Annotated in this window: 19 protein-coding genes; 4 read left to right on the top strand and 15 right to left on the bottom strand. The window is 36.8% G+C overall.

What is annotated here, in order from left to right; genetic code table 11:
• Genes K6119_RS15810 through K6119_RS15770 form a run of 9 tightly spaced genes read right to left on the bottom strand, consistent with a single transcriptional unit; the run spans position 1 to position 6,979 of the window.
• The gene (locus K6119_RS15810; RefSeq protein WP_221833230.1) at positions 1-780 is read right to left on the bottom strand and encodes a hypothetical protein; all 780 of its coding nucleotides are present in this window, start codon (positions 778-780) and stop codon (positions 1-3) included.
• 25 nt (positions 781-805) lie between these two features.
• Positions 806-1,936 (bottom strand): hypothetical protein, encoded by a 1,131-nt coding sequence (locus K6119_RS15805; protein WP_221833229.1) that lies wholly within the window; start codon positions 1,934-1,936, stop codon positions 806-808.
• Positions 1,937-1,939: 3 nt separating this feature from the next.
• Complete coding sequence (locus K6119_RS15800) at positions 1,940-2,443, bottom strand: hypothetical protein (RefSeq protein WP_221833228.1); 504 nt, start codon at positions 2,441-2,443, stop codon at positions 1,940-1,942.
• Between the two features lie 22 nt (positions 2,444-2,465).
• On the bottom strand, positions 2,466-2,756 hold the full coding sequence (locus K6119_RS15795) for a hypothetical protein (protein WP_221833227.1): 291 nt from the start codon (positions 2,754-2,756) through the stop codon (positions 2,466-2,468).
• Between the two features lie 2 nt (positions 2,757-2,758).
• The gene (locus K6119_RS15790) at positions 2,759-3,178 is read right to left on the bottom strand and encodes a hypothetical protein (protein ID WP_221833226.1); all 420 of its coding nucleotides are present in this window, start codon (positions 3,176-3,178) and stop codon (positions 2,759-2,761) included.
• Positions 3,175-4,434 (bottom strand): restriction endonuclease subunit S, encoded by a 1,260-nt coding sequence (locus K6119_RS15785; RefSeq protein ID WP_221833225.1) that lies wholly within the window; start codon positions 4,432-4,434, stop codon positions 3,175-3,177. The genes K6119_RS15790 and K6119_RS15785 overlap by 4 nt, the downstream gene beginning before the upstream one ends.
• Positions 4,434-5,945: a type I restriction-modification system subunit M gene (locus K6119_RS15780; RefSeq protein WP_221833223.1), complete on the bottom strand. Its 1,512-nt coding sequence runs from the start codon at positions 5,943-5,945 to the stop codon at positions 4,434-4,436. The genes K6119_RS15785 and K6119_RS15780 overlap by 1 nt, the downstream gene beginning before the upstream one ends.
• Before the next feature lie 36 nt (positions 5,946-5,981).
• A complete protein-coding gene (locus K6119_RS15775; RefSeq protein WP_221833221.1) occupies positions 5,982-6,419 on the bottom strand; it encodes a hypothetical protein in 438 nt (145 codons plus the stop codon).
• Complete coding sequence (locus K6119_RS15770; protein WP_221833219.1) at positions 6,416-6,979, bottom strand: restriction endonuclease subunit S; 564 nt, start codon at positions 6,977-6,979, stop codon at positions 6,416-6,418. The genes K6119_RS15775 and K6119_RS15770 overlap by 4 nt, the downstream gene beginning before the upstream one ends.
• Positions 6,980-7,176: 197 nt before the next feature.
• Between K6119_RS15770 and K6119_RS15765 the strand changes: the two genes are divergently transcribed.
• Together K6119_RS15765 and K6119_RS15760 are read left to right on the top strand one after the other, a co-directional pair.
• The gene (locus K6119_RS15765; protein WP_221833217.1) at positions 7,177-8,295 is read left to right on the top strand and encodes a DUF4268 domain-containing protein; all 1,119 of its coding nucleotides are present in this window, start codon (positions 7,177-7,179) and stop codon (positions 8,293-8,295) included.
• Between the two features lie 295 nt (positions 8,296-8,590).
• Positions 8,591-10,405 (top strand): T9SS type A sorting domain-containing protein, encoded by a 1,815-nt coding sequence (locus K6119_RS15760; protein WP_221833215.1) that lies wholly within the window; start codon positions 8,591-8,593, stop codon positions 10,403-10,405.
• A 5-nt stretch (positions 10,406-10,410) separates the two neighbouring features.
• Here the strand turns inward: K6119_RS15760 and K6119_RS15755 are convergent, their stop codons facing one another.
• From K6119_RS15755 to K6119_RS15740, 4 genes are all read right to left on the bottom strand, one after another.
• Positions 10,411-11,085, bottom strand: coding sequence for an SDR family oxidoreductase (locus K6119_RS15755; protein WP_221833213.1), 675 nt, complete (start codon positions 11,083-11,085; stop codon positions 10,411-10,413).
• 1,700 nt (positions 11,086-12,785) lie between these two features.
• Positions 12,786-13,856 (bottom strand): T9SS type A sorting domain-containing protein, encoded by a 1,071-nt coding sequence (locus K6119_RS15750; RefSeq protein ID WP_221833212.1) that lies wholly within the window; start codon positions 13,854-13,856, stop codon positions 12,786-12,788.
• A gap of 958 nt (positions 13,857-14,814) precedes the next feature.
• The gene (locus K6119_RS15745; RefSeq protein ID WP_221833210.1) at positions 14,815-16,434 is read right to left on the bottom strand and encodes a T9SS-dependent choice-of-anchor J family protein; all 1,620 of its coding nucleotides are present in this window, start codon (positions 16,432-16,434) and stop codon (positions 14,815-14,817) included.
• Positions 16,435-16,464: 30 nt separating this feature from the next.
• Positions 16,465-16,824, bottom strand: coding sequence for a hypothetical protein (locus tag K6119_RS15740; RefSeq protein ID WP_221833208.1), 360 nt, complete (start codon positions 16,822-16,824; stop codon positions 16,465-16,467).
• 402 nt (positions 16,825-17,226) lie between these two features.
• Between K6119_RS15740 and K6119_RS15735 the strand changes: the two genes are divergently transcribed.
• Entirely contained in the window at positions 17,227-17,418 is a 192-nt protein-coding gene (locus K6119_RS15735; protein ID WP_221833206.1) for a cold-shock protein, read from the top strand.
• Between the two features lie 112 nt (positions 17,419-17,530).
• On the opposite strand, the gene K6119_RS15730 is transcribed toward K6119_RS15735, so the two are convergent.
• Positions 17,531-18,088: a HutD family protein gene (locus tag K6119_RS15730; RefSeq protein WP_221833204.1), complete on the bottom strand. Its 558-nt coding sequence runs from the start codon at positions 18,086-18,088 to the stop codon at positions 17,531-17,533.
• 527 nt (positions 18,089-18,615) lie between these two features.
• Here K6119_RS15730 and K6119_RS15725 point away from each other — a divergent pair.
• On the top strand, positions 18,616-19,089 hold the full coding sequence (locus K6119_RS15725; protein ID WP_221833202.1) for a hypothetical protein: 474 nt from the start codon (positions 18,616-18,618) through the stop codon (positions 19,087-19,089).
• A gap of 122 nt (positions 19,090-19,211) precedes the next feature.
• On the opposite strand, the gene K6119_RS15720 is transcribed toward K6119_RS15725, so the two are convergent.
• Positions 19,212-21,254 (bottom strand): tetratricopeptide repeat protein, encoded by a 2,043-nt coding sequence (locus K6119_RS15720; RefSeq protein WP_221833200.1) that lies wholly within the window; start codon positions 21,252-21,254, stop codon positions 19,212-19,214.
• Between the last annotated feature and the right edge of the window lie 243 nt (positions 21,255-21,497).

The following is a 21,497-nucleotide window of genomic DNA, read 5'->3' as shown; positions in this document are numbered from 1 at the left end:
TTATTCTTCAATTTTTGCAGCATTACGCAGTGAATCCATTTTTTGTGAATGCATGTCAATACGATATTTGTTATTAATATCATTTTCAACAAATATTTTGATGATGTAGGATTGATCCTTCATGACACGATCGTTGCGAGTTCGCGTCATAATATTTACAAAACCATGTTCTTCTAGGTACTTACCAGTAAGCGAAGCTTGATTCTCGATAATTATATTATCATTATCACACTCAATTTTATCAATTGTGAGTGGTTTCCCTCCATTTTCAACTTTAAACTTACCAGTGTTAAATGAATAAGAAAACATATTACTATATAAACGAGGCCTGTGTTCTAATTCGAGTTTTTGTTGCTCTATTCTCAATAATTCCTGACTTGCTTCATTATCATTGGATCCGACAGTAAGGTTCCTGAGGACATCCACCTGTTTGGAAATGAGAAGGTTTCCTTCTTCAAGGATTTTATTTTGAGCTTCCATTTTCTCGGCTATTGAACTCAACTTATCTATCTGAGCTTGTTTATCCTCATCCTTTTTGTAAAGTTTTCTTATCGATTTTAGTGTGTAAAATCCTGCGATTATTGCGCCTAGGATTGTTACAGTGCCTAGTGCATAATCAAATACATCTTTTCCAGGAGTGTTAACATCAATAGGATCTGAAGGCATGACAATAGTCTGAGAACCAGAGATATCAATTGATATTGTGTCTTCTGTTTGGTAAATAGTGTCCTTTACAATACCATCTTTGGTTTCTTTGAGTATTATTATTTTGTCTCCCATATAGTTTAAGTTTGTAGGTTCTACGCTAGTAGGATTGATCCATTAACTTTATTAGAGTTGGAGTTAAATACGGAGCCGACAAGTGAAAGCTATCCAGATCATCTTTATAAAGTTCAATTAGGCTTTTTGCATTCTCTAAATCATCTCTTTCTGGACGATCTAAGTTTCGCTCTATTTCTTTATACTGATCAAGGACTGCATCCACCAATTCAAGATCCTTATTCCTTTTAGACTCTCTGTAGATGAACTTCCAAATTGACAGCCCCCATTGAGCAACTTTAAAATTGCTGGTATGAATTAAAGCATCATAGATCATGTTGAATCCAATATTCAGACATTCTTTACCATTTTCTAATCTCACATCCTTGTCTTTTTTACCACGTGATGAGGGAAAATAAGTAAACACCAAACCCTCAATTGTACAGGCAACTGAAGACGGCATATTAGCTCGTGCACCATTTGATACATTGATATTTAAAAAACCAAAAATGTCTTGCGCTATCCTTTCATTTCTAAACTCAGAATATGCATAAAGTTTGGTAAGCAACTCTTCACTTTTAACCCAATCATATGAGAATTCAGCTTTGATCTTTGCGAGCTCCACTTGAATTATTGCAGTGCGATTTATGTCCAATAACTCCTCAGTTTTGTCATTTACTAGTTCTTTTTCAATGAGCTCTGGAAAAAACTCTTTAAGAATTTTAGTATTCTGAGGTAATGAAAGTTGTTTTTCAAAATGACTTGGAACTTGCCAATCTATTCTAATTTCCAGATCAGTTGCTTTCTGTTCAATTTCAATGATATAATCCGGCTTTTTTACCCCTTTCTTCTTAGATTCAGAAAATGGCTTGTTCACATAAATATAAATAACACTAATCTCAGGATTCTTATCCTTCGCATTCTCAAGTGATTCAATTATCTTTTTTTTATAGCTTTTGAATTCAGTGGCTGGCTCAAGAAACTTTGCTTGAAAACCAAACCATTCTCCATTTACCTCAATTGGATCAGTTTCTATTGCCGTTTGATTTTTGTATGCCAATATTCCGAATGACTGATTAAATCTACTGCAGAACAAAGCATAAGATAGACGTTCAAACGCCAATTGCTCTTGACCATCAAACTTTACTCCAAATCGTTTCCAATTTAATTTCTTCATGCGCTAATCCTTGTTGATTTTGGTGTTCACGATATAGAAATTCTTAGATACCCCTGAAAGAATATTTCTTTCAGCCAAATCATCTAAAGAACCACTTTCAATATCTGGGGCTCGATCTAATGAGATACTGGCTGTCACACCTGATGTATAAAGTGCATCAGTAATTTCTTGTGGTAGTGGAGAAGTTCTTCCAGGATAGTCTGCATGATGAATAATTCCGCCTTGCCAGGTATCCGTTTCTTTATCTCTTATGTAAACGAAGGCATGTTCGTCTACAACTGTATTATTTTCATCTGGTCTGTAACCAATTACGCCATAAAATTCCTGTGATGTACTACCTGAGGCGACAACCAATGCTGAGTTAAACTTTGAGGTTAAACCGTTGGCTTGAATAAAATCCGGTAGCTCATTTACCTGTTTAAGCGCAAATGAATTCATTGGAATGTACTCTTTCCACTGATCATTAGACCATTGGTTATCATACGCTGAGAATTGATTTTTTGCCATATCACTTGCTTTAGAGTTTAACTTACTTCATATCAATGTGCACTTGAGTATCAAACTCAATGCGATTGTAGTTTTGCTTTTTATCAGAAGATGAAGAAGATGCTCCAGCACCAAAAATCTGCGCTACCGTTATCTTCCCTGATGCCTCATTGGATGACTCTTCATTAGAAGTGATAGCTATATCGAACTTAACGCGTTTGTAGCCATTTTCAATTCCATCACCACCATGATTATCTTGGACATATTTATTCCCTTCGACCAATCCATCTGCGATCTGCTTTATAGTTTCAGATATAAATTCTTTCAATTCCATATTTACAATTGTTTAAATGCTATTACTACTCCCAGCACCAAAAAAATCAGGTTAACCATATATCTAATATTGTTCTCTTTTTGCAACCAATGCATTTCCTGAAGCCACAGAAATTTCTGATGTTCCCACCAAGAAAATCCAACATGATGACCTTGAGGTTTGTCCATTGATCCAAATGTGTAGAGCCAATAGATTTTTCTGTTTTTATATTCTAATCCATGGATTCTTTTGAAATAATTCTCATCACCAGATCTTAATGGATGAGAACAATTTTGATGAATATATCTTCCCTTTTTTATTTCAATCCAATCGAACTCAACCCTTTTACCTGTAGTAACATTTCCAGTAGTTTTTAATTCAACTCCTGAACATGGTTCCAACAAACCAGTATTTGACTCACCTCTTAACGCTTTAACTCTCATATGCTTACTGTGATTTTACCAGTTAATAATTGTTGTGTTAATCCTTTTTTCTGATTCTTGAATTGAGAGAGTTCAGCATTCAAACTTTCAATTTCTCGATCGAATGATCCCAATGCATCTGCTATCTTCTTTTGTTCTTGTTTTGATGGTAAAGAAATTTTGACTTTTTGGACCTCCTTTTTGCTAATTTCCAAAAATGTTGAACCGGATGATCTTCTGATAAACTCATGTCTGTTTTGTAAAATCCAGTAATACAAAAAGTGTAGTTCATTGTCAGAATTTGGCAGAAAGGATTGAAACCCTTGATTAGTTGTTGCTTGTTCAGTTGTAAAACCAACATCCCCAATTGTGGCTCTGCTGGTAAATAGCAAAGTACCTGCTGGCAAGAGTTTAGCAGAACTATTTGCAAGACCTTTTTCGGTTATTGTCCTAACACTTTTCGAAACATATTTCGATTTAATCTCAGTAGGTGTATACCATTGGATACTTCCTTCCCAGTAAGCCAAATTATTAGTATCTGGTGTACCGCCGCCAACTATCTCATATACATCCCCTAACTTAACCTCTTCCCACTCATCTGTGAAACCGGGAAAGCGTTTTTCACCTGTTAGGAGCTGTTGCATCAAGCCTTTTTTGAGCTGCTCTTTTTCTGATATCAACTGCTCTAATTTTTCAATGGCTTTATCCCATGCGCTTAATATTTTGGCGATTTTTTGTTGTTCTAGCAAAGGAGGAAAAAGGATTTTAAACTTCTCTACATCTCCAACATTTAAACCAGGTTGTGCACCCCCCTTAACAAAACGATAAACCTGTTTCTTACCCAAATCAGAGTTTAAATATTGTTTATAAAAATTTGGTTCCGCGATATTTTTGTCAATAGCTATTCGTGCCGTTGTCTGTGTAATGTTTGCACCATCCAGCCACTCAGGTATTTGAGCAACATAGCCTGTCCCTGCACCAACAATCGTGATTATCAAGTCATCTTTACTTAGCCTTGCTTTTACATACCTGCTTTCAACTTCATCTGACACCTTAAACAAATTCTCAGGTTTGTTCCAGCCTTTTGAACTTGAATAATCTTGCCCCCTTAAAAGGTAGCGACCATCAGGGTCAAATTTGCCGGGCTGAACAATACCATACCTGATCTTTCTTTTGGGATCAACCAAGGATTTAAGGAGAGTCACAGACCAATCATTAGGTACCCACCCTAATTTGGTTTCTTTAAATCCAACTTTGTTTTCGACAATCGCTCCCATTAGTATCCCAATTCTTTTAGATATTCATCCATTTCTTTTCTCACCTCCGTCAACTCCTTTTCAATGGACTCTATATTGGCTTGAACTGTTGCAATATCTACCGGCTCTTCTTCTTCAAAGGTGTCTACATAACGCGGGATATTGAGGTTGTAATCATTCTCTTTGATCTCATCTAGATTTGCGACATGGCTGTACTTATCAACTGACTCCCAATTGAAGTAAGTCTGAGCAATTTTATCAATATCACCTTCTCTTAATTTATTTTGCTTTTTCCCTTCTTCGTATTCTTTGCTGGCATCAATGAAAAGGACATCATCAGTTGATTTGGCTTTATTGAATATTAAAATTGCAGCCGGAATGCCTGTTCCAAAGAACAAATTGGATGGTAAACCAATTACCGCTTCTAGCAAATTTTCATCCACCAATTTCTTTCTGATCGTACCTTCAGTACTCCCTCTAAATAGCACACCGTGAGGCACGATTACACCGGCCCTACCAGTTGGCAGCAATGTTTCAATCATATGCAGAATGAAAGCGTAATCACCTTTGGTTTTAGGTGGAATACCCCAATGAAATCTTTTGAAACGATCTGCCTCAGCTTTGTCATGCCCCCACTTATCTAAACTAAATGGCGGATTGGCTACTACTATATCAAACTTCATTAAACCTTCACCTTCTAGCAGCTTTGGATTATTGATGGTATCTCCCCAGTCTAATCGTGCTGAGTCCATACCATGAAGGAACATGTTCAATTTACCCAACGCCCAAGTGTCACCGTTGCTTTCTTGACCATACAATGAAAAGTCATTTGATCGGTTGCCTTTTTCATCTTTTACCTCTTCAGCTACTGTTGTCAATAAAGACCCTGAACCGCAAGTTGGATCACATATTCTGTTACCCGGTTTTGGATTAACTAACTTGGCTAATAGAACAGATACTTCATGTGGCGTATAAAACTCACCGCCTTTTTTACCTGCACCAGACGCAAAACGTTCTAACAAATACATGTATCCATTACCCAGAATATCTTCTGAGCTACCTAATATTGAAGGGCGAAAGTTTAAGATTGGATTTGCAAAATCATTGATCAGGTTTTTCAACCTATTGTTACGATCTTTTGTTTGGCCCAACTTTTCAGAGTTGTAGGAGATGTTTCTAAAAACACCTTCTAACTTCTCCATGTTCTGGTCTTCAATTCTCGCCAGTACTTTATCAATGATTTCACCAATGTTATCCTTATTACGGTTTTCATAGATGTAATCAAACGTACAGTTATCAGGTAAATAAAAACGCTCACGTTTCAACTTACGCATGATGAGTTCTTCATCATCTCCATATTGCTCTTTGTACTCTTCGTAATGATCTTTCCAAACATCACTGAGGTATTTCAAGAACATAAATACCAAGATGTAATTCTTGTATTCTGAAGAATCTAGTGTTCCTCTGAACGTATCACATGCAGCCCATAATGAGCTGTTGATTTGATCTTGTGTAGGTCTAGTTGTTGTCATAAGTTAAAGTTGTCAATACTGTTAATATAGGTTTCATTATTGATCGATTTTCATTTCTTGAGGCAGGTCATTATAATCGACAAATATTCCTTGTCCTAAATCAGCAAATTTGGTTTCATCTTTCAGATAGTAATAGTATCTGCTACTCTTGTATTTAGGATTTTGGGTTTTGTGAATATTTCTCAGCAAAGAATTTGAGACAGCAAAAATTGATTTACGTCCATCTTCGGTAACACACTCCAAGATATTCATGTTAGGTATGCTTGTGTCGATCTCTACACCATTATCTAATTTGCCTTTTAATGGAAGAGCAGAATTCTCCTTTAAGGTGATTTCTGAAGTATTATCCACTGCGTATTGAACTTCCCAATGATACTTTCGATTATTCTCACTTTCTTTTCCAAAATGGTACTCGTCCGCATACTCTTTGTTAAAGTCATTGTCTACCTGCTTGAATATTACATTTAGCTTCATAAGTTTTGGGTTATTGTTGTTTCTACTAATTGTTTTCTATTTTCTGCTAAGGCTAGCAACAAGTGATTCTCTTTCATTGCTAACTCAGACAGCTTAGCTATTTTCTTTTGTTTTTCTATTGGCGGAACTGGTATTTCCATTTCTTCAAGCGCTCCTTTTTTTATGTTTCCGATATATGTACCGCCTCTCATCTTGTCAAAATAACTCTGTCCATCACGACTGTTCAAATACCAGGTCAGGTATCCAGGATCTAATCTGCTCTCATCCGTTCTCAAAACAAAAAAAAGCGAAATGGCCACGGCAGGATGATCTTCATTAAAGAGGTATGCCTTATTGTTGTTTCCTTTTGCAGAAAATAAAATATCTCCCTTTCTCAATAACTGCTTTTGACTAATCTGTTCTTCCTTGACAAGATGTGGAACAGATATCAATGAGGAATAATCACTGCTCAAATCCTTCATCTGAATTACCCAAACCGAACCATCAGGGTTATTTTCAACCCTGCCTCTTATCGTTTGTCCTGAAGAAACTTTAGTGTTATTTCCTAACTTGTCCGTCATCCAATTAATTAAAAGGGACAACAAAGATACAGTAAGACATTACATTTGTCAAGTATTTTAGGTCAGTATTTTTTTACTAAATTTATTTTTGTAGAATTTAGAAAGGCTGAAATGCCTGTTTATGCTAGCAAAAAGATAAGAATATCTGAACGAAAAGAAAATTTAATTTTTATCTTGATCTTAACCAATAAGAAGAGATGTATTTGATTAAGAAGAAAGAAAATAAGATAGTTGAAATCGAGAAAAACTCATTTTCTGAACTCGGATTCAAAGAACGAGAAAACCTGCAAGAATGGTTAGCAGACAATCCTTCTGCTTTAGGGGAAGAAATGCTCATAATCCAAAAGGAATTCAATGGGTTTAACGACACTAATGAGCGACTTGATCTTTTGGCTCTTGACAAAGATGGAAACCTTGTAATAATTGAGAATAAACTGGATGATAGTGGTAAAAACGTTACTTGGCAATGCCTTAAATATGCGTCATATTGCTCAAGCTTGAAAAAATCACAAATCATCAAAATCTACCAAGAATATCTTAATAAATACTTTCAAGGTGAAAATGCTGAAGAGTTAGTCTCCGAATTTTTTGATGGCGTTGAAGCAGAAGAGCTTGTTTTAAATTCAGGCTTGACGCAAAGGCTGATATTGGTATCTGGCAATTTTAGAAAGGAAGTTACCTCTACTGTAATGTGGTTATTAAATTACGGAATAAGAGTGCAGTGTTTTCAAGTCACACCTTACTCGCTTAAAGAGCAGTTATTCTTGAATGTTGAACAAATCATCCCTGTAAAAGAAGCTCAAGATTTCTCGATTAGCATGGCTGAGAAAACTCAGGAAGACATTGCTTCCAAAGAAGAGATCAAAAATCGACATATCGTTCGCCGTAAATTCTGGCAGCAAGTCATTAACGAGATGAATACAAAGTCCAATCTATATCAAAATATCAGTGCCGGGAAGTACAATTGGATAGGTGCCGGATCAGGAGTTCGTGGTGTGGGCTATAATTTTGCAGCTACAAAGAAATACTTTAGAGCTGAAGTATACATAGACAGAGGCGACAAAGAACAAAATGAATTCATCTTCGATTTTTTATTTAAGGAAAAGATCAAGATTGAAGAGGCATTTGGAGCTCCGCTTGTTTGGGAAAGACTAAATGAAAAGCGAGGATGTAGAATCAAATATGAAGATACAAACTTCAATATTTTTGATGAAGAGACTTGGCCTGAAAGTTTAGATGCCATTACAGATGCAATGGTAGAACTAGAAAAAGCTATGGAGCCTTTTGTCAAAGCTGTTGGCAAAAAGCTGAAATAATTCTAAGCTTGTTGATGCTCGACATAATCCCCCCGCTGTGCAGTACCTTAGCTGCTGCGTTTTCAATAGAAGTTCACCTCCCCAGCTTAGGCCGAAAAGTACTGTTGGAGCTCATTGAGGCGCAGCCGAGATAGCGACTACTTGCAGGCCGACCCGAAGGGAAAGCCCCAAATAAAAAACAAAACCAACCACTGGTCACTTAACTTATTTAACGGCGTATTCACTTATTCAATGCCCATGCCTTCCAAGGCACATTAATTATCTTAGCCGCTTATTAATTTTTAAATTGATCAAAGTGAAGCAGTTACCAATTAGATTACTTTTTTCTGTTGTTTTAGTGATTAGCTCAATGAGCGCTAAGGCTGTTACTTACACAGTAACCAATACCAATGATGCCGGAGCGGGTTCATTGCGTCAGGCTATTTTAGATGCCAACGCCAATGCGGGAGCTGATGATATTAACTTTAGTGGAATCGCCTATCCTGCGGACATTGTTTTAACTACTGGTCAATTAACCATTTCAGAAGATTTAACCATTAACGGGCCGGGAATGGATTCGCTTTCAATAAACGGTAATGCAGCCTCAAGATGTTTTAATATCACCTCAGGACTGACAGCTGAGATTTCAAACCTGACAATTAAAAATGGATCCAACTTATCACATGGTGGTGCAATTTATTCATTGGGTAACTTAAATCTTTATTACTGCTCAGTAATTGGCAATAACAGCAACCAAAATGGTGGCGCCATCTTTATTAATAATGCAGATTTAACCCTTGCCTACACTAATTTCACTTTCAACTATGCCACTACAGATGGAGGTGCAGTATTTTGCCCTAATGGTATTTGTACTATTCAATATTGCAGCTTTGTTGACAATTATGCTGATGATGACGGAGGTGCCGTTTTTTCAACTGCGGGATCAATTACAATTGAAAATTCGTTTTTTGATATCAACGGTTCTGCCGACAAGGGAGGTGCTATAGCTTGCCAAAATGGTCAGGTAGATGTAACAAACAGCACATTTAGCAACAATTTAGGATCACTTGGTGGAGGTGCTTTTTACTTGAGTGACGGTAGTGGTTCAACTTCTTCGCTTTCGCTTTTGAATGTGACCATGTATGAGAATTTGTCTACCATTTACCTTGACAATACAGGAGGTACACCTTCATTTACTACCAAGAATTCAATTTTCTCTAGTTCTTTTACGTACTATGCAAATGGAGTTGTTAATGCCGTTTCAGAAGGATACAATATGTGCAGCAATGCAGATATGGATGCTTTGTTGGTTTCAACAGGAGATGAGGTGAGTACTGATCCTCTACTAATGGCTCCTGCCGATAATGGTGGATTAACCAAAACTTGTGCTTTGTATTGCAGCAGTCCGGCAATTGATGCGGGAACAGATACCGGCGCTCCAACTTTAGATCAAAGAGGTGTAGCCCGTGTAGGAACTACAGATATGGGAGCTTTTGAAAACACAATCTTTCCTGAGGCGCCTTACAATGTTTCTGCTACCATATGTGCAGGTGAAACATATTCAGTTGGAAGCAGTGTTTATGATACATCAGGTGTTTACAATGACACTTTAGTGGCTGCAAATACTTGTGACAGTATCATCATTACAACCTTAACAGTAGAGGCTGCTATTGACAATTCAACCAGCACAACAGATTTTACAATTACGGCTGCTCAAACCGGAGACACTTACCAATGGATTAACTGTGATTCAAATACAGAAATTAATGGGGAAACCAACCAATCTTACACCGCAGATGCTAACGGAAATTATGCTGTTGTAGTAACCGTAGGAAACTGCTCTGACACTTCAGACTGTGTGTTGATTGAAGGTGTAGGTTTTGAAGATTGGCAGATGAGTGATGTGAAAATCTATCCAAATCCTTCAAAAGGACAGTTCACAATTGAGTTGCCAAATTCATTAACTGAAAGTACTGCCATTCGCGTATTGAGCGTTGACGGTAAAGTTGTGTATTCGACTTTTGCTAACAGCAATAAAACTGAGATCAAGCTGGATGTTGAACCCGGTTTGTATTTGGTTGAATTAAATGATGGATCTAAAAGTGAAGTGATTCGCCTTGTTATTGAGTAAGGTGATTACCACTCCATCAATTCACGGCAGCAAAACAGTTTTCCGCTAGGGATATTATCTGCAGTAGCCAACCAAACAGAAGTGTCTGCTCCTTCTTCAACAGAAAGTGGTGCGCTTGAACCTCCCATATCGGTTTTTACCCATCCGGGATGCATGGCGTTTACTTTGATGTTAGGCAAGGCATTGGCCAGTTGCAGTGTCAATCCGTTTAAAGTGAATTTTGATAATCTATAAGCAGAATGATCGGCAGTTTGGTTCATTCTTTGCCCCATTTGTGAGCTTAAATTCACGATTCTAGGGTCATCAGAATTGTTCAGTAACGGAACGAATATTTGCACCATTCTCATTGGCGCCCAAACGTTGGTTTCCATTACTCTTTTTTGTTCTTCAATACTCACATCCGAGACATTGTCTTCACTCATTATTCCTGCATTATTAATGAGGACATCCAATTTACCGAACTCAGCTTGAATTTCAGCTTTTAATGCGTTGATAGAAGCTTCTGAGGTAACATCCAATTGCTTTGCGATAACGTTTCCGTCTATTGCTTTGGCTTTTTCTTGTCCTTTTTCAAGATTGCGGGATCCCATGATGACAGTGTGTCCCATGGCAGCTAATTGTTTGCATGTTTCAAGGCCAATTCCTCTGTTGCCTCCGGTTACCAGGATTGTTTTTTGCATGGAGTAAATTTAGTGATATTAGTGTGATTTTTAAATGGTGTTTTTTGTTGTGGATGAAGAAATGTGATTTCTTATTTTATGTTCTTTTAGCTACTTCACTTTTTTCCATTTGATTAAAATCACTTTCTATAATACTTGTCCTTTTTTTCCCATAGATGAAAAAAAGAACGAAAAAAAATCATTGGTGGCGGCTGCTCCTAACCTACTCTAAATTATCCTCCTCTAAATCTTTTCGGCTCAAATGTCTCGGCTACGCCTCAACGGTCGCCTCAATACGATTTTTGCGGGGTAATTTATTTCGCAGGATTAGCAGATGCCGATCTTAGAAATTCTCTTATTGGTCATCTTCTGCGCTTAAAATAAATTTCAACATATAGTAAATTTGAAAATCGCATCCATCTTCTAATCATTCGTGAATTTAACGACGCAGAAAGCGTTAAAAGCCGATCCGATTTTCTGACCCCAGGATATGGGTGTATGTCAGACAATATTTAGGCTTTAGCTTTTGAGGAGCTTAAATTAGAATGTGTGAAGCGGGATACTAGCCTTTTTTGGTTCTTTTTTGCGCAATGGGAAAAAAGAATAAAACAACCTTTGTAAAGAAATTATTATCCTTTTTAGCTCTTTCACTTTTTTTCATTTGATGAAAAAACACCTTCTATAATAATTGTCCTTTTTTTCCCATAGATGAAAAAAAGAACGAAAAAAAATCACCTTGAACGGCTGCTGCTAATTTGCTATTTTCCAAATCCTCGAATGCTAAAGCCTAAATGATCCCGCTTACAGCGGTATCCGGATCGGCTTCTTTACGCATTCTCCGGTTGCAAAATGACGCAATCTTAGCAGATGCCGAACTTAGAATGTCTCTTACTGATCATCTTTTGCGTTTGAATTAAGTTTCAACATAAAGAAAATTGAAATTTGGTCATCTTCTGCGCTTTCGTTAAAATTTACCCGCAAGTAGCCGTTAAGAATAGCGACCGTCGGAACGTAGTGGAGACAATTGAGCTATTTAGGCTGCGAGGAGTAAAATTTTAGAAAAGCAGGAGCGGACCTTGACTTTTTTCGTTCTTTTTGTGTCAAGACAAAAAGGACAAAACAATTAATAATTAAAACATCCTATTTACTCTCTTTAAGCACTTATCCTTTTTTCCCATAGATGAAAAAAGGACCAAAAAAATCATTGGTGGCGGCTGCTGCTAACCTACTCTAAATTATCCTCCTCAAAATCTTTTCGGCTCAATTGTCTCGGCTACGCCTCAACGGTCGCCTCAATACGATTTTTGCGGGGTAATTTATGTCGCAGGATTAGCAGATGCCGATCTTGGAATATCTCGTATTGGACATCTTCTGCGCTTTATATAAATTTCAACATTTAGCAAATTTGAAAACCGCATCCATCTTCTAATCATTCGTGAATTTAGCGCGCCGCATTGTTTATTTTTCTTGTGCGTGTGAATCTCCTTTTTTAGTTCTAATCCATTTAAACACCATCTTTAGTCGATTTAACGACGCAGAAAGCGTCAAAAGCCGATTCGATTTTCTGACCCCAGGATATGGGTGTATGTCAGAAAATATTTAGGCTTTAGCTTTTGAGGAGCTTAAATTAGAATGTGTGAAGCGGGATGCTAGCCTTTTTTTACGCCGCAGCAGTGCTGCTTGCCTATTTTGCGCAATGGGAAAAAAGAATAAAAACATCCTTATTCCACCACTACCTTTTTAACCTTCACAGCATCTTGATGCGTCAAATACACCAAATATGTTCCTGCACTTACTTCTGAAAGATCAACGAAAATAATTCCAGACACATGATGTAATTCAAGAACAGCATTTCCGAGGAGGTCATACACCATTAGTGCATCAATCAATTGATTTCCTAAATCAACAGTCAACAATCCTGTGGTTGGATTTGGATACATTTTAAACTCTACGTCCAAATCTACCATACCTACACATCCTAGCGTCAAAGAATCTCCTACTTGTGATAAGATACATCCATTGGCATCATACACTTCATAATAATATACGCCTGCATCAAGCCCTGAAACGCTTTGGGTATTTAATGAATCTCCAGTGGCATTATTGTACCACAAATAAGTATAAGGAGCTGTTCCACCTGAAGCATAAAGACTTGCGCTTCCGTCACCACCACTGACACAGTTTTGGTAAACCAAAGAATCAATAACCACTTGTGAAGGGGCATCCGGGACAATAAAATTCTCACTAATACTGCATCCATTTTCATCTACTACACCAAGTAAATAATTACCGCTTGGCACATTGAATATCGAATCTGTTCCTACTCCATTTGTATTTCCAACAGGAATTGGATTCCAGAAATACATGATTTGGTTGTAGGCTCCTGTCCAATTGTAAATAGTATCAACATACACCCAAGCAGAAGTATCTCCATAACATAACGCTTCGTCAATCACCAGGTCAATCATCATTTCATCCGGAGCATCCAGATAAACAGAATCATAAAGTGTACACGGAACTTGATCTGTGACCAAAACATAATACCATCCTTCAAGAAGATTATTTGAAGTATTTGCATTTCCTAAATTCAAAACATTCCCAACAGAATCTGTAATGGTATAATTAATATTTCCTGTTCCTCCGGTGGTATTCACTGTCAAAGATCCATCAGAAAACCCATAACAAGTAGGGTTATTAGTTGAAATGGTCATTGAAAAACCAGAACATTGAGCTTTTGAGATGCTTGTAAATAGCAAACAAGTGAGTGTTGCGATAATGACTTTGATTTTCATAAGTTTAAAATTGAGTTATTAAACAGACGGAATCAATTGAATAAAAGATGCAGAGTGATGTGATTGGGATTGTATTTATTGCTTATCGTATATTCGTTATAGCTCTTTGACTTTTTTCCATTTGATGAAAATCATTCTCTTTGGTACTTATCCTTTTTTCCCATAGATGAAAAAAGGATCAAAAAAATCATTTGTGGCGGCTGCTGCTAATTTGCTATTTTCCAAATCCTCGAATGCTAAAGCCTAAATGATCCCGCCTGCAGCGGTATCCGGATCGGCTTCTTTACGCATTCTCCGGTTGCAAAATGACGCAATCTTAGCAGATGCCGATCTTGGAATGTCTCGTATTGGTCATCTTCTGCGCTTAATATAAATTTCAACATTTAGCAAATTTGAAAACCGCATCCATCTTCTAATCATTCGTGAATTTAACGACGCAGAAAGCGTCAAAAGCCGATTCGATTTTCTGACCCCAGGATATGGGTGTATGTCAGAAAATATTTAGGCTTTAGCTTTTGAGGAGCTTAAATTAGAATGTGTGAAGCGGGATGCTAGCCTTTTTTGGTTCTTTTTTTGGTAATGAAAAAAAGAACATTACAGTCTCTTTAAAGGAGTTTTATCCTTTTAAGCTCTTTCACTTTTTCTATTTGATGAAAAAATTACTTTTTTGTATATGTTCTTTTTTCCTAAAGAAGAAAAAAGAACCAAAAAATTCATTCTGAACGGCTGCTCCTAACCTACTGTAAATTATCCTCCTCAAAATCTTTTCGGCTCAATTGTTTCGGCTGCGCCTCAACGGGTCGCCTCAATACGATTTTTGCGGGGTAATTTATGACGCAGGATTAGGAGATGCCGAACTTAGAATGTCTCTTACTGATCATATTGATAAAGCTATCTTCAAAAAACAAAAAAGGACCCGAAAATTCCAGGTCCCTTTTTAAAAAGTTTGAATTTTAAATTACTGCAATACGATTCTTTGAATTCCTGTACCTGAAGGTGTAGTTACTTCAATTACATAAATTCCTTTATCAAAAGAAGAAAGGTCCAAAACATGTTGAAATTGTCCCTTAACATCTTTTATTTCTTCAATTGAAACAACTTGCCCATTTGCACCAACAACTCTTATTGATACATCTACAGCCGTTGATTCATTGAACTGCACAAATAATTCTCCATTGGTTGGGTTTGGATAACAACTGAAATTCTTTAATCCATTTGTTTCCGGCAATCCAAGGCAATCTGCTACCACTACATCTGCGTTGGCAGTATTGGTGCATCCATTACCATCCATATAAGTATAAGTCACTGTAAAAGTTCCGGCAGTGGCAGGGTTAAACATCCCTCCAGAAACTCCAGTTCCACTATAAGTTCCGCCGGTAGGATTACCTCCTGACAATGCAAAAGCTGCAGCACCTTCACAATAGGTTGAAAATGGATCTAGCGTAACAGTTGGAAGTGGATTTACTGTAATTGTGCCCACTGCAGTTTGAACACAACCATAAACATCCGTTAATGAATAAGAGATGGCTGATGTTCCTGCTGATGGATCAAATTGGCTTCCGGTAACACCCGTTCCGCTATACGTTCCACCGGATGGTGAACCTTGTGTTAACACTAATGGTGAATCACCTTCACACATATCCGGGAATGCGGCTAAAGTCGCTCCGTTGGTAGGACAGTCTATTGTTAAAGAATAGGTTTGTGTTCCTGTACATCCACTTTGGTCAGTTACTTCAACTGTAAAAGTATAGGTTCCGGTAGCAGTTGGCGAACCAGAAAAAGTACCATTTGTTCCAAGCGTTACACCTGGAGGTAATGTTCCTGAAACTACAGCAAAAGATGCCGTACCTAAAGCTCCTGTTTGGCCCAATACTTCTCCATAAGTTGTTCCGGCTGTTCCGTTATTCAGCGTGCCAGGTGTTACAGTTAAAGTAGGACAAACATAAGGTGTATAAACAAACGCATCTATCCCAATGTAATCTGAGTTAGATCCAGAAGGTCCTGCATTGGTAACAAAATACCTAAAAGCCAATCTACCTGAAGTAGGAGCTGTTAAACCACTAATTGTGATAGAGTACTGGGTCCAGGCCATTGGATAAGTGCTCAAAGCCAAAGTTGGGTTGATTTCTAGCAACACAGTTGAAAAATCTCCAACAGATGTTGCTGTGGCTCCAACGTTGGTACTTGCTCCATTGGTACTCATGCGCACTTGTAGATTATCTGCCCACATATTATCAATGGTTGTGCGGGTATAAAAAGTGATTACATCACCGTTTTTTAAAGTAACATTAGGCGTTAACAACCAGTTACTGATAGTACCCACACCTGAAGTGTTGTTAAAATTGGCACCAATGTAAGAATCTCCGGCCCCATTGAATGCTGCAAATGCTGTAGCATTACCTTGGAACCAATCTGTTGATCCTAAAGGCGAACTATTGTTTTGCATGATCCATCCAGATCCGGTAAGCGTAGTAATGTCATCAAAATTTTCAGTGATTTGAGCATTGATCCTATTGGATAATACAATCGCACAAACCATAAAAAATAACTTATAAGTTGAGTATAATTTTAAATTCATTTTCTTGGGATTTAAGTAATTATTGAATACTTATTTTGAACCTGTCATGCGAACTCTATTTCTTAAGGCTACTGCTTGCGCATGTTCTTCCTTCAAAATAGCGGCATCTTGATCATTAGATTTAGAAACTTCAGTCTCCAGCGCAGTAATATAGGTGTCAAGCGATTTTAGATATTCATCCTTCACAACTTCACCATCAGCACTTCTGCTTCCGGTTATTGATTTTTGATATGCTTCATATTTGACATTCACGTCTGCTGCCAGCTCTTTTAAATGATCATTTGAAGTAACTAATTCAGTTTTTCCAACCACTTTTCGGCTTGTAGTAGTTTCTTGTGCCATTGAGAAAGTGGAGATACATAGTAATAAAATTAGTAATGTGTGTTTCATTCTTTTTAGGTTAATGATTGATTGACAATCAATTATTGTTAAAAGAAAGATACGATAAGAAATAGCAATAATGCAATAGTTTAAACAAATCCATCTTGAACTATTTTATCAAGTGCCCTCAATACTGGGCATAGACAAATAAAAAGGCAAAAAAATCATTTTTAGGTTTATCCAATTAATTAGTATATCTTTGTATCAGATTATTACGTTCTCGTTTTGTTAGAGAATTTTTTTTAGGCCGAGCGATTCGCTCATTCTTTTAAACTTCACCAACATTTTCTGAATCAACATCTAACAAGTACATAAAGAAGTACTTGCTTTTAGGTCATGCTTAAACCAAGTTTAAAAAGGGCCCTTTTAGCACACAAGAAAAGGTGTAGCATTAATTATTTTTTTATTATCATGAAAGAAGGAACAGTTAAATTCTTCAATTACCAAAAAGGTTTTGGTTTTATTACTCCATCAGATTCTTCTGAGGATATTTTTGTACACAACTCAGGTTTGATTGATGAAATCAACGAAGGTGACAAAGTAACTTATGAAGAAGGACAGGGTAAAAAAGGTCTTAACGCTATCAACGTAAAAGTTGCATAAGCATTAAATGCCAGGTATTTTCAAAACAAGAATCAAATGGTCCAGGTGACCATCTAACTATAAGTTTTTACTTTACCTTTAAAGTCGTTTCATTAATTTGAAGCGGCTTTTTTTATTGCTGAAAAGTTCCTGAGATTTGAATCAAAACTAATTGACAATCATTCAGGGCCTGAAAATCTACATTATTCTCCTGATCAAATAACATCAAACTTCCTTCTTCTACTGTTTGATTCTGATACTTAATAGCCCCTTTAAAAAGGTAGATCAGATGTCTTGTTTCGTTAAACTCAATAATTCTCTTTTCACCCTCTTTTAGATGAAAATGCGTCAATGTACCTCTGACATCTCCTATACACATGAGGTTAAAATCAATACAGGTACCAATTGAATTGGTTTTCCAACCACCGTCAAATTGTTCTTGATCAAAGGCATTTAAAAATTTGCTGTGCTGCCCTTCATGTTGCAACCCTAATTGCCCATCCAAAACCATTAAAGTTCTTTTTACTCGAGGTAAGGGAGTAAATTCAGCATTTTCTACTTCAACAGTAGCAGTTGATAGGCGAAAGTCAAAGTCTCTGTTTTTATAAGTGGCATTCTCCGGCCATATATACAGCTCTGTCGTTGTTCCTCCACCCCAGTTGGTAGTTTTATTTGATCGAATGATGTTCATTATTGTGAATGTAGGGATTTAATGTGTGATTGCTTTTTTATATATGTTCTTTTTTCCGTTTGATGAAAAATCACTTTCTATAATACTTGTCCTTTTTTTCCCATAGTGAAAAAAAAAACAAAAATCCCGATAGCTATCAGAACACTTGAACGGCTGCTGCTGCTAATTTGCTATTTTCCAAATCCTCGAATGCTAAAGCCTTAATGATCCCGCTTGCAGCGGTATCCGGATCGGCTTCTTTACGCATTCTCTGGTTGCAAAATGACGCAATCTTAGCAGATGCCGAACTTGGAATTTATCTGCTTCCCCCTTTGGAGGGGGACTGAGGGGGAGGTTAATGATAATCTGGATAAAACCTCCCCCCTTGCGCTAACGCTTGTTCTGCGAAAGCAGTGCATTCTTTTCCCCCTCCTTACCTTCTCACATTTCCCCACACAAGGGGGAAGTATATTTTTTGCTCAATGGAAAAAAGAATAATCCCATTTGAACCAATCCATCTAACAACTGTATATTAAGAAAACAAACTCATGAAAAACTTACTCATCATACTGGTGTTGTCACTAACAAGTACATTGTTTGGACAAAAAGACACAGCTTTATATGAATTCTCCGGACAGATAGGAATTGTTGAGTATAGCAGTGGAGGAGCAAGAATGCCAGATTATATGTTTGAGCCGAGACCATATTCAGCCACTATTTTGATTGTAGAAATCACCCATAATGATTCGGTTCCAAAAGTGGTAGCTGTTGTTAGTTCCAAAATGAATGGCGAATTCAGTACAAAATTACCGGCGGGTACTTACGGATTTGTAACTCCAGCTGAGGAGAACAATATTAAACCGGGGCAATCAATGCCTACTGCTGTATCTACTCAATCAAATCATATGAGTTATTATCAAGGCTGGGATATAAATCTGACAATGCCTTATAAACTAAAGCAAGACACAAAGAATGTTGTGATTACTTATTACAATACTTCCTCTTGTATGGATTGTCCTTAATGGCTTACACCCTTACTCCAATAACGATTCAATATTCTTTAAAATATCCTTCGACTTGCTGTGCCACCGCTAAAGCTATAGCGACACGCGGTCAGGATAAACTGCTTAAATAGATGTTCGAATTATATTCTCACACCTATTACGCAAACATCATCTAACTGCTCCAGATTTCCACGCCAATTTTCAAAGGCTTCATCTATCAATTCTTTTTGACGTTCCATACTTTCATTTTGCATTGATAAAAGCAGTTTTTTCATATTGGCAGCCTTGAATTTCTTACCTTTGTCTCCACCAAATTGATCTGCAAAACCGTCTGAGAATATATAGAAAGTATCCCCGGAACTTAGTGTTATTTCATGAGTCGTAAAAGATTGTGGATTGTCAAACTTTCCAATTGGCTGTTTGTCCGCCTTGACTTCCTCTACTTCCTCTGCTCCTTTTCTGATGATCCAAAGTGGATTGTGAGCACCCGCATACTTTAGAACAGAATGGGAAGCAGAATGAGTATGAGTGTTTTCTTCATCCCCACTGTCATTCTCATTCTCTATTTCATTCTTTTTATTGAGTGTAAGCGAAACAAGCGCAATGTCCATTCCGTCTTTTACTTCTTCTTCAGACTTTTCAAATTCTTGAATGACAATTTCGCGGGTTTTATCTAAAATTTTACCCGGATCAGTAATTCCGTGTTCTCTAACAGATCTATTTAATCCATTATTACATACCACTGATACCATAGCTCCGGGAACTCCATGACCGGTGCAATCTGCTGCAGCGAATAGAATATTATCACCTTTGGTTTCTAACCAGTAAAAATCTCCGGCTACAATATCTTTTGGTTTGTAAATGACAAATGATTTTTCCAAATATTGCTTCACCATTTTAGGTGGTGGTAATATCGCTGACTGAATACGTTTAGCGTAGTTAATTGAATCTTGAATTTCTTGATGAGCCTCTTCTACTTTTACTTTTTGATCTTCTATTATATGCTTCTGTTTTCTTGTTAATTGAAGCCTTTTGTATATGATAAAAGAGAAAAGAATAACAAGTATCAGTCCTATTATAGCCGAAATAATAATTAATTTTTGCTGTTTACTTTCCTGCTCGTGTTTAAAGTCAGAAATACGTTGTTCCTCCACAAATTTCAAACTATCTGCCAATGATTTTTGTCCATAGTCAAATTCATATTTTTGCTGCAACGTTTTTTGTTTGGCTTCTTCATTTTTAATACTATCGGTCAATTCCATTTGTAATTCAAGCATCTCTAAAGCTGATTTGAAATCATTTTTTTTCTTGTAGATGCGATACAAGTTATTAGCTGACTGATTCGTTTGCAAAATGGACAAACCTTCAGATGAAATTTGATAAGCTTTTTGGGCGAACTCCAGAGCATCATCATACTTTTTCTGTTTGAAATATATTTCGGCAAGTCCATTGTAAGAAGCTGATAAACCTTCTTTGTCCACTCTAGTTTCAAGAATTGCAATTGCTTGATAAGAAAAGGCTAATGCCGAATCGAGCTCACCTACTTCAAGGTAGATTTTGCTCAAATTAATGAGTGCGTAGGCTTCCGGAATCTTTTCACCCAATTCTCTGTCTAACAATAAACTTTGGTTAAAATAATAAGCTGCAGTATCCCATTCATTGTTATCACTTAATACACTACCAATATTGTGAAAACACCTTGACAATCCAGATTTATCACCTGTGATTTCAAAAAGCTCCATGCTTTTATTATAAAATTCCAAAGCAAGATCATCATCTCCTTGATTTTGGTAAACTCCAGCAATATCATTGTATGAAGAAGCTATTCTATTTGTATCCTTTATTTCTTTTCTAATAGCTAAACTTTGATGGTAATAATCATTTGACATTACATAATTCCCACGCAGATGATAAGTAGCACCAATGTATCTCAATGCATCAGATTGATAATCCTTAAGTTCTTTGGACAAAGCAAAATCATGCATCTCCTCAAAATAATGAATTGCAGAATCTGGGTCAGAATAAATAAATTTATTCGTTGTATAAAGCTTAAGAGCCTTTAATCGCGTGGTGTCTGCTTCATTTACATTTTTCCAGATAGCCCAATGTTCTTCAATTGATTTTGAAAAAACATTTGTAGAAAGAAAAGTGAATAATAGAACGTAAAATCTGAACCTATCCATAAGTAGTGTTAGCACTACAAAGGTAAGGAATGAAATTATACTCACACTCCAATCACGATTCAATAGGTTTTAATATGACGAACTCATAAAAGAAATTTAAGTTCCCATCAGATAGATATAAAGCCAATAATAGCTCTAAACCCATTCTTTTATGAATTACAGATAATGGCTGGATTGAGTAATTTTTATCATAAGTCAAACTGATGCAAAGCAGCTGGTGAATTTTTCAATTGTAGTAAGATT

Origin of the sequence: Paracrocinitomix mangrovi (assembly GCF_019740355.2) — a bacterium.
Lineage (GTDB): Bacteria > Bacteroidota > Bacteroidia > Flavobacteriales_D > Crocinitomicaceae > Paracrocinitomix > Paracrocinitomix mangrovi.
Note: the sequence above shows the minus strand (reverse complement) of the source record. Positions and strands in the feature narration are given on the sequence as shown.

Coding starts and splice junctions, on each gene's coding strand:
- K6119_RS15810 (WP_221833230.1), bottom strand. CDS start 780: ATGGGAGACAAAATAATAATACTCAAAGAAACCAAAGATGGTATTGTA.
- K6119_RS15805 (WP_221833229.1), bottom strand. CDS start 1,936: ATGAAGAAATTAAATTGGAAACGATTTGGAGTAAAGTTTGATGGTCAA.
- K6119_RS15800 (WP_221833228.1), bottom strand. CDS start 2,443: ATGGCAAAAAATCAATTCTCAGCGTATGATAACCAATGGTCTAATGAT.
- K6119_RS15795 (WP_221833227.1), bottom strand. CDS start 2,756: ATGGAATTGAAAGAATTTATATCTGAAACTATAAAGCAGATCGCAGAT.
- K6119_RS15790 (WP_221833226.1), bottom strand. CDS start 3,178: ATGAGAGTTAAAGCGTTAAGAGGTGAGTCAAATACTGGTTTGTTGGAA.
- K6119_RS15785 (WP_221833225.1), bottom strand. CDS start 4,434: ATGGGAGCGATTGTCGAAAACAAAGTTGGATTTAAAGAAACCAAATTA.
- K6119_RS15780 (WP_221833223.1), bottom strand. CDS start 5,945: ATGACAACAACTAGACCTACACAAGATCAAATCAACAGCTCATTATGG.
- K6119_RS15775 (WP_221833221.1), bottom strand. CDS start 6,419: ATGAAGCTAAATGTAATATTCAAGCAGGTAGACAATGACTTTAACAAA.
- K6119_RS15770 (WP_221833219.1), bottom strand. CDS start 6,979: ATGACGGACAAGTTAGGAAATAACACTAAAGTTTCTTCAGGACAAACG.
- K6119_RS15765 (WP_221833217.1), top strand. CDS start 7,177: ATGTATTTGATTAAGAAGAAAGAAAATAAGATAGTTGAAATCGAGAAA.
- K6119_RS15755 (WP_221833213.1), bottom strand. CDS start 11,085: ATGCAAAAAACAATCCTGGTAACCGGAGGCAACAGAGGAATTGGCCTT.
- K6119_RS15750 (WP_221833212.1), bottom strand. CDS start 13,856: ATGAAAATCAAAGTCATTATCGCAACACTCACTTGTTTGCTATTTACA.
- K6119_RS15745 (WP_221833210.1), bottom strand. CDS start 16,434: ATGAATTTAAAATTATACTCAACTTATAAGTTATTTTTTATGGTTTGT.
- K6119_RS15740 (WP_221833208.1), bottom strand. CDS start 16,824: ATGAAACACACATTACTAATTTTATTACTATGTATCTCCACTTTCTCA.
- K6119_RS15735 (WP_221833206.1), top strand. CDS start 17,227: ATGAAAGAAGGAACAGTTAAATTCTTCAATTACCAAAAAGGTTTTGGT.
- K6119_RS15730 (WP_221833204.1), bottom strand. CDS start 18,088: ATGAACATCATTCGATCAAATAAAACTACCAACTGGGGTGGAGGAACA.
- K6119_RS15725 (WP_221833202.1), top strand. CDS start 18,616: ATGAAAAACTTACTCATCATACTGGTGTTGTCACTAACAAGTACATTG.
- K6119_RS15720 (WP_221833200.1), bottom strand. CDS start 21,254: ATGGATAGGTTCAGATTTTACGTTCTATTATTCACTTTTCTTTCTACA.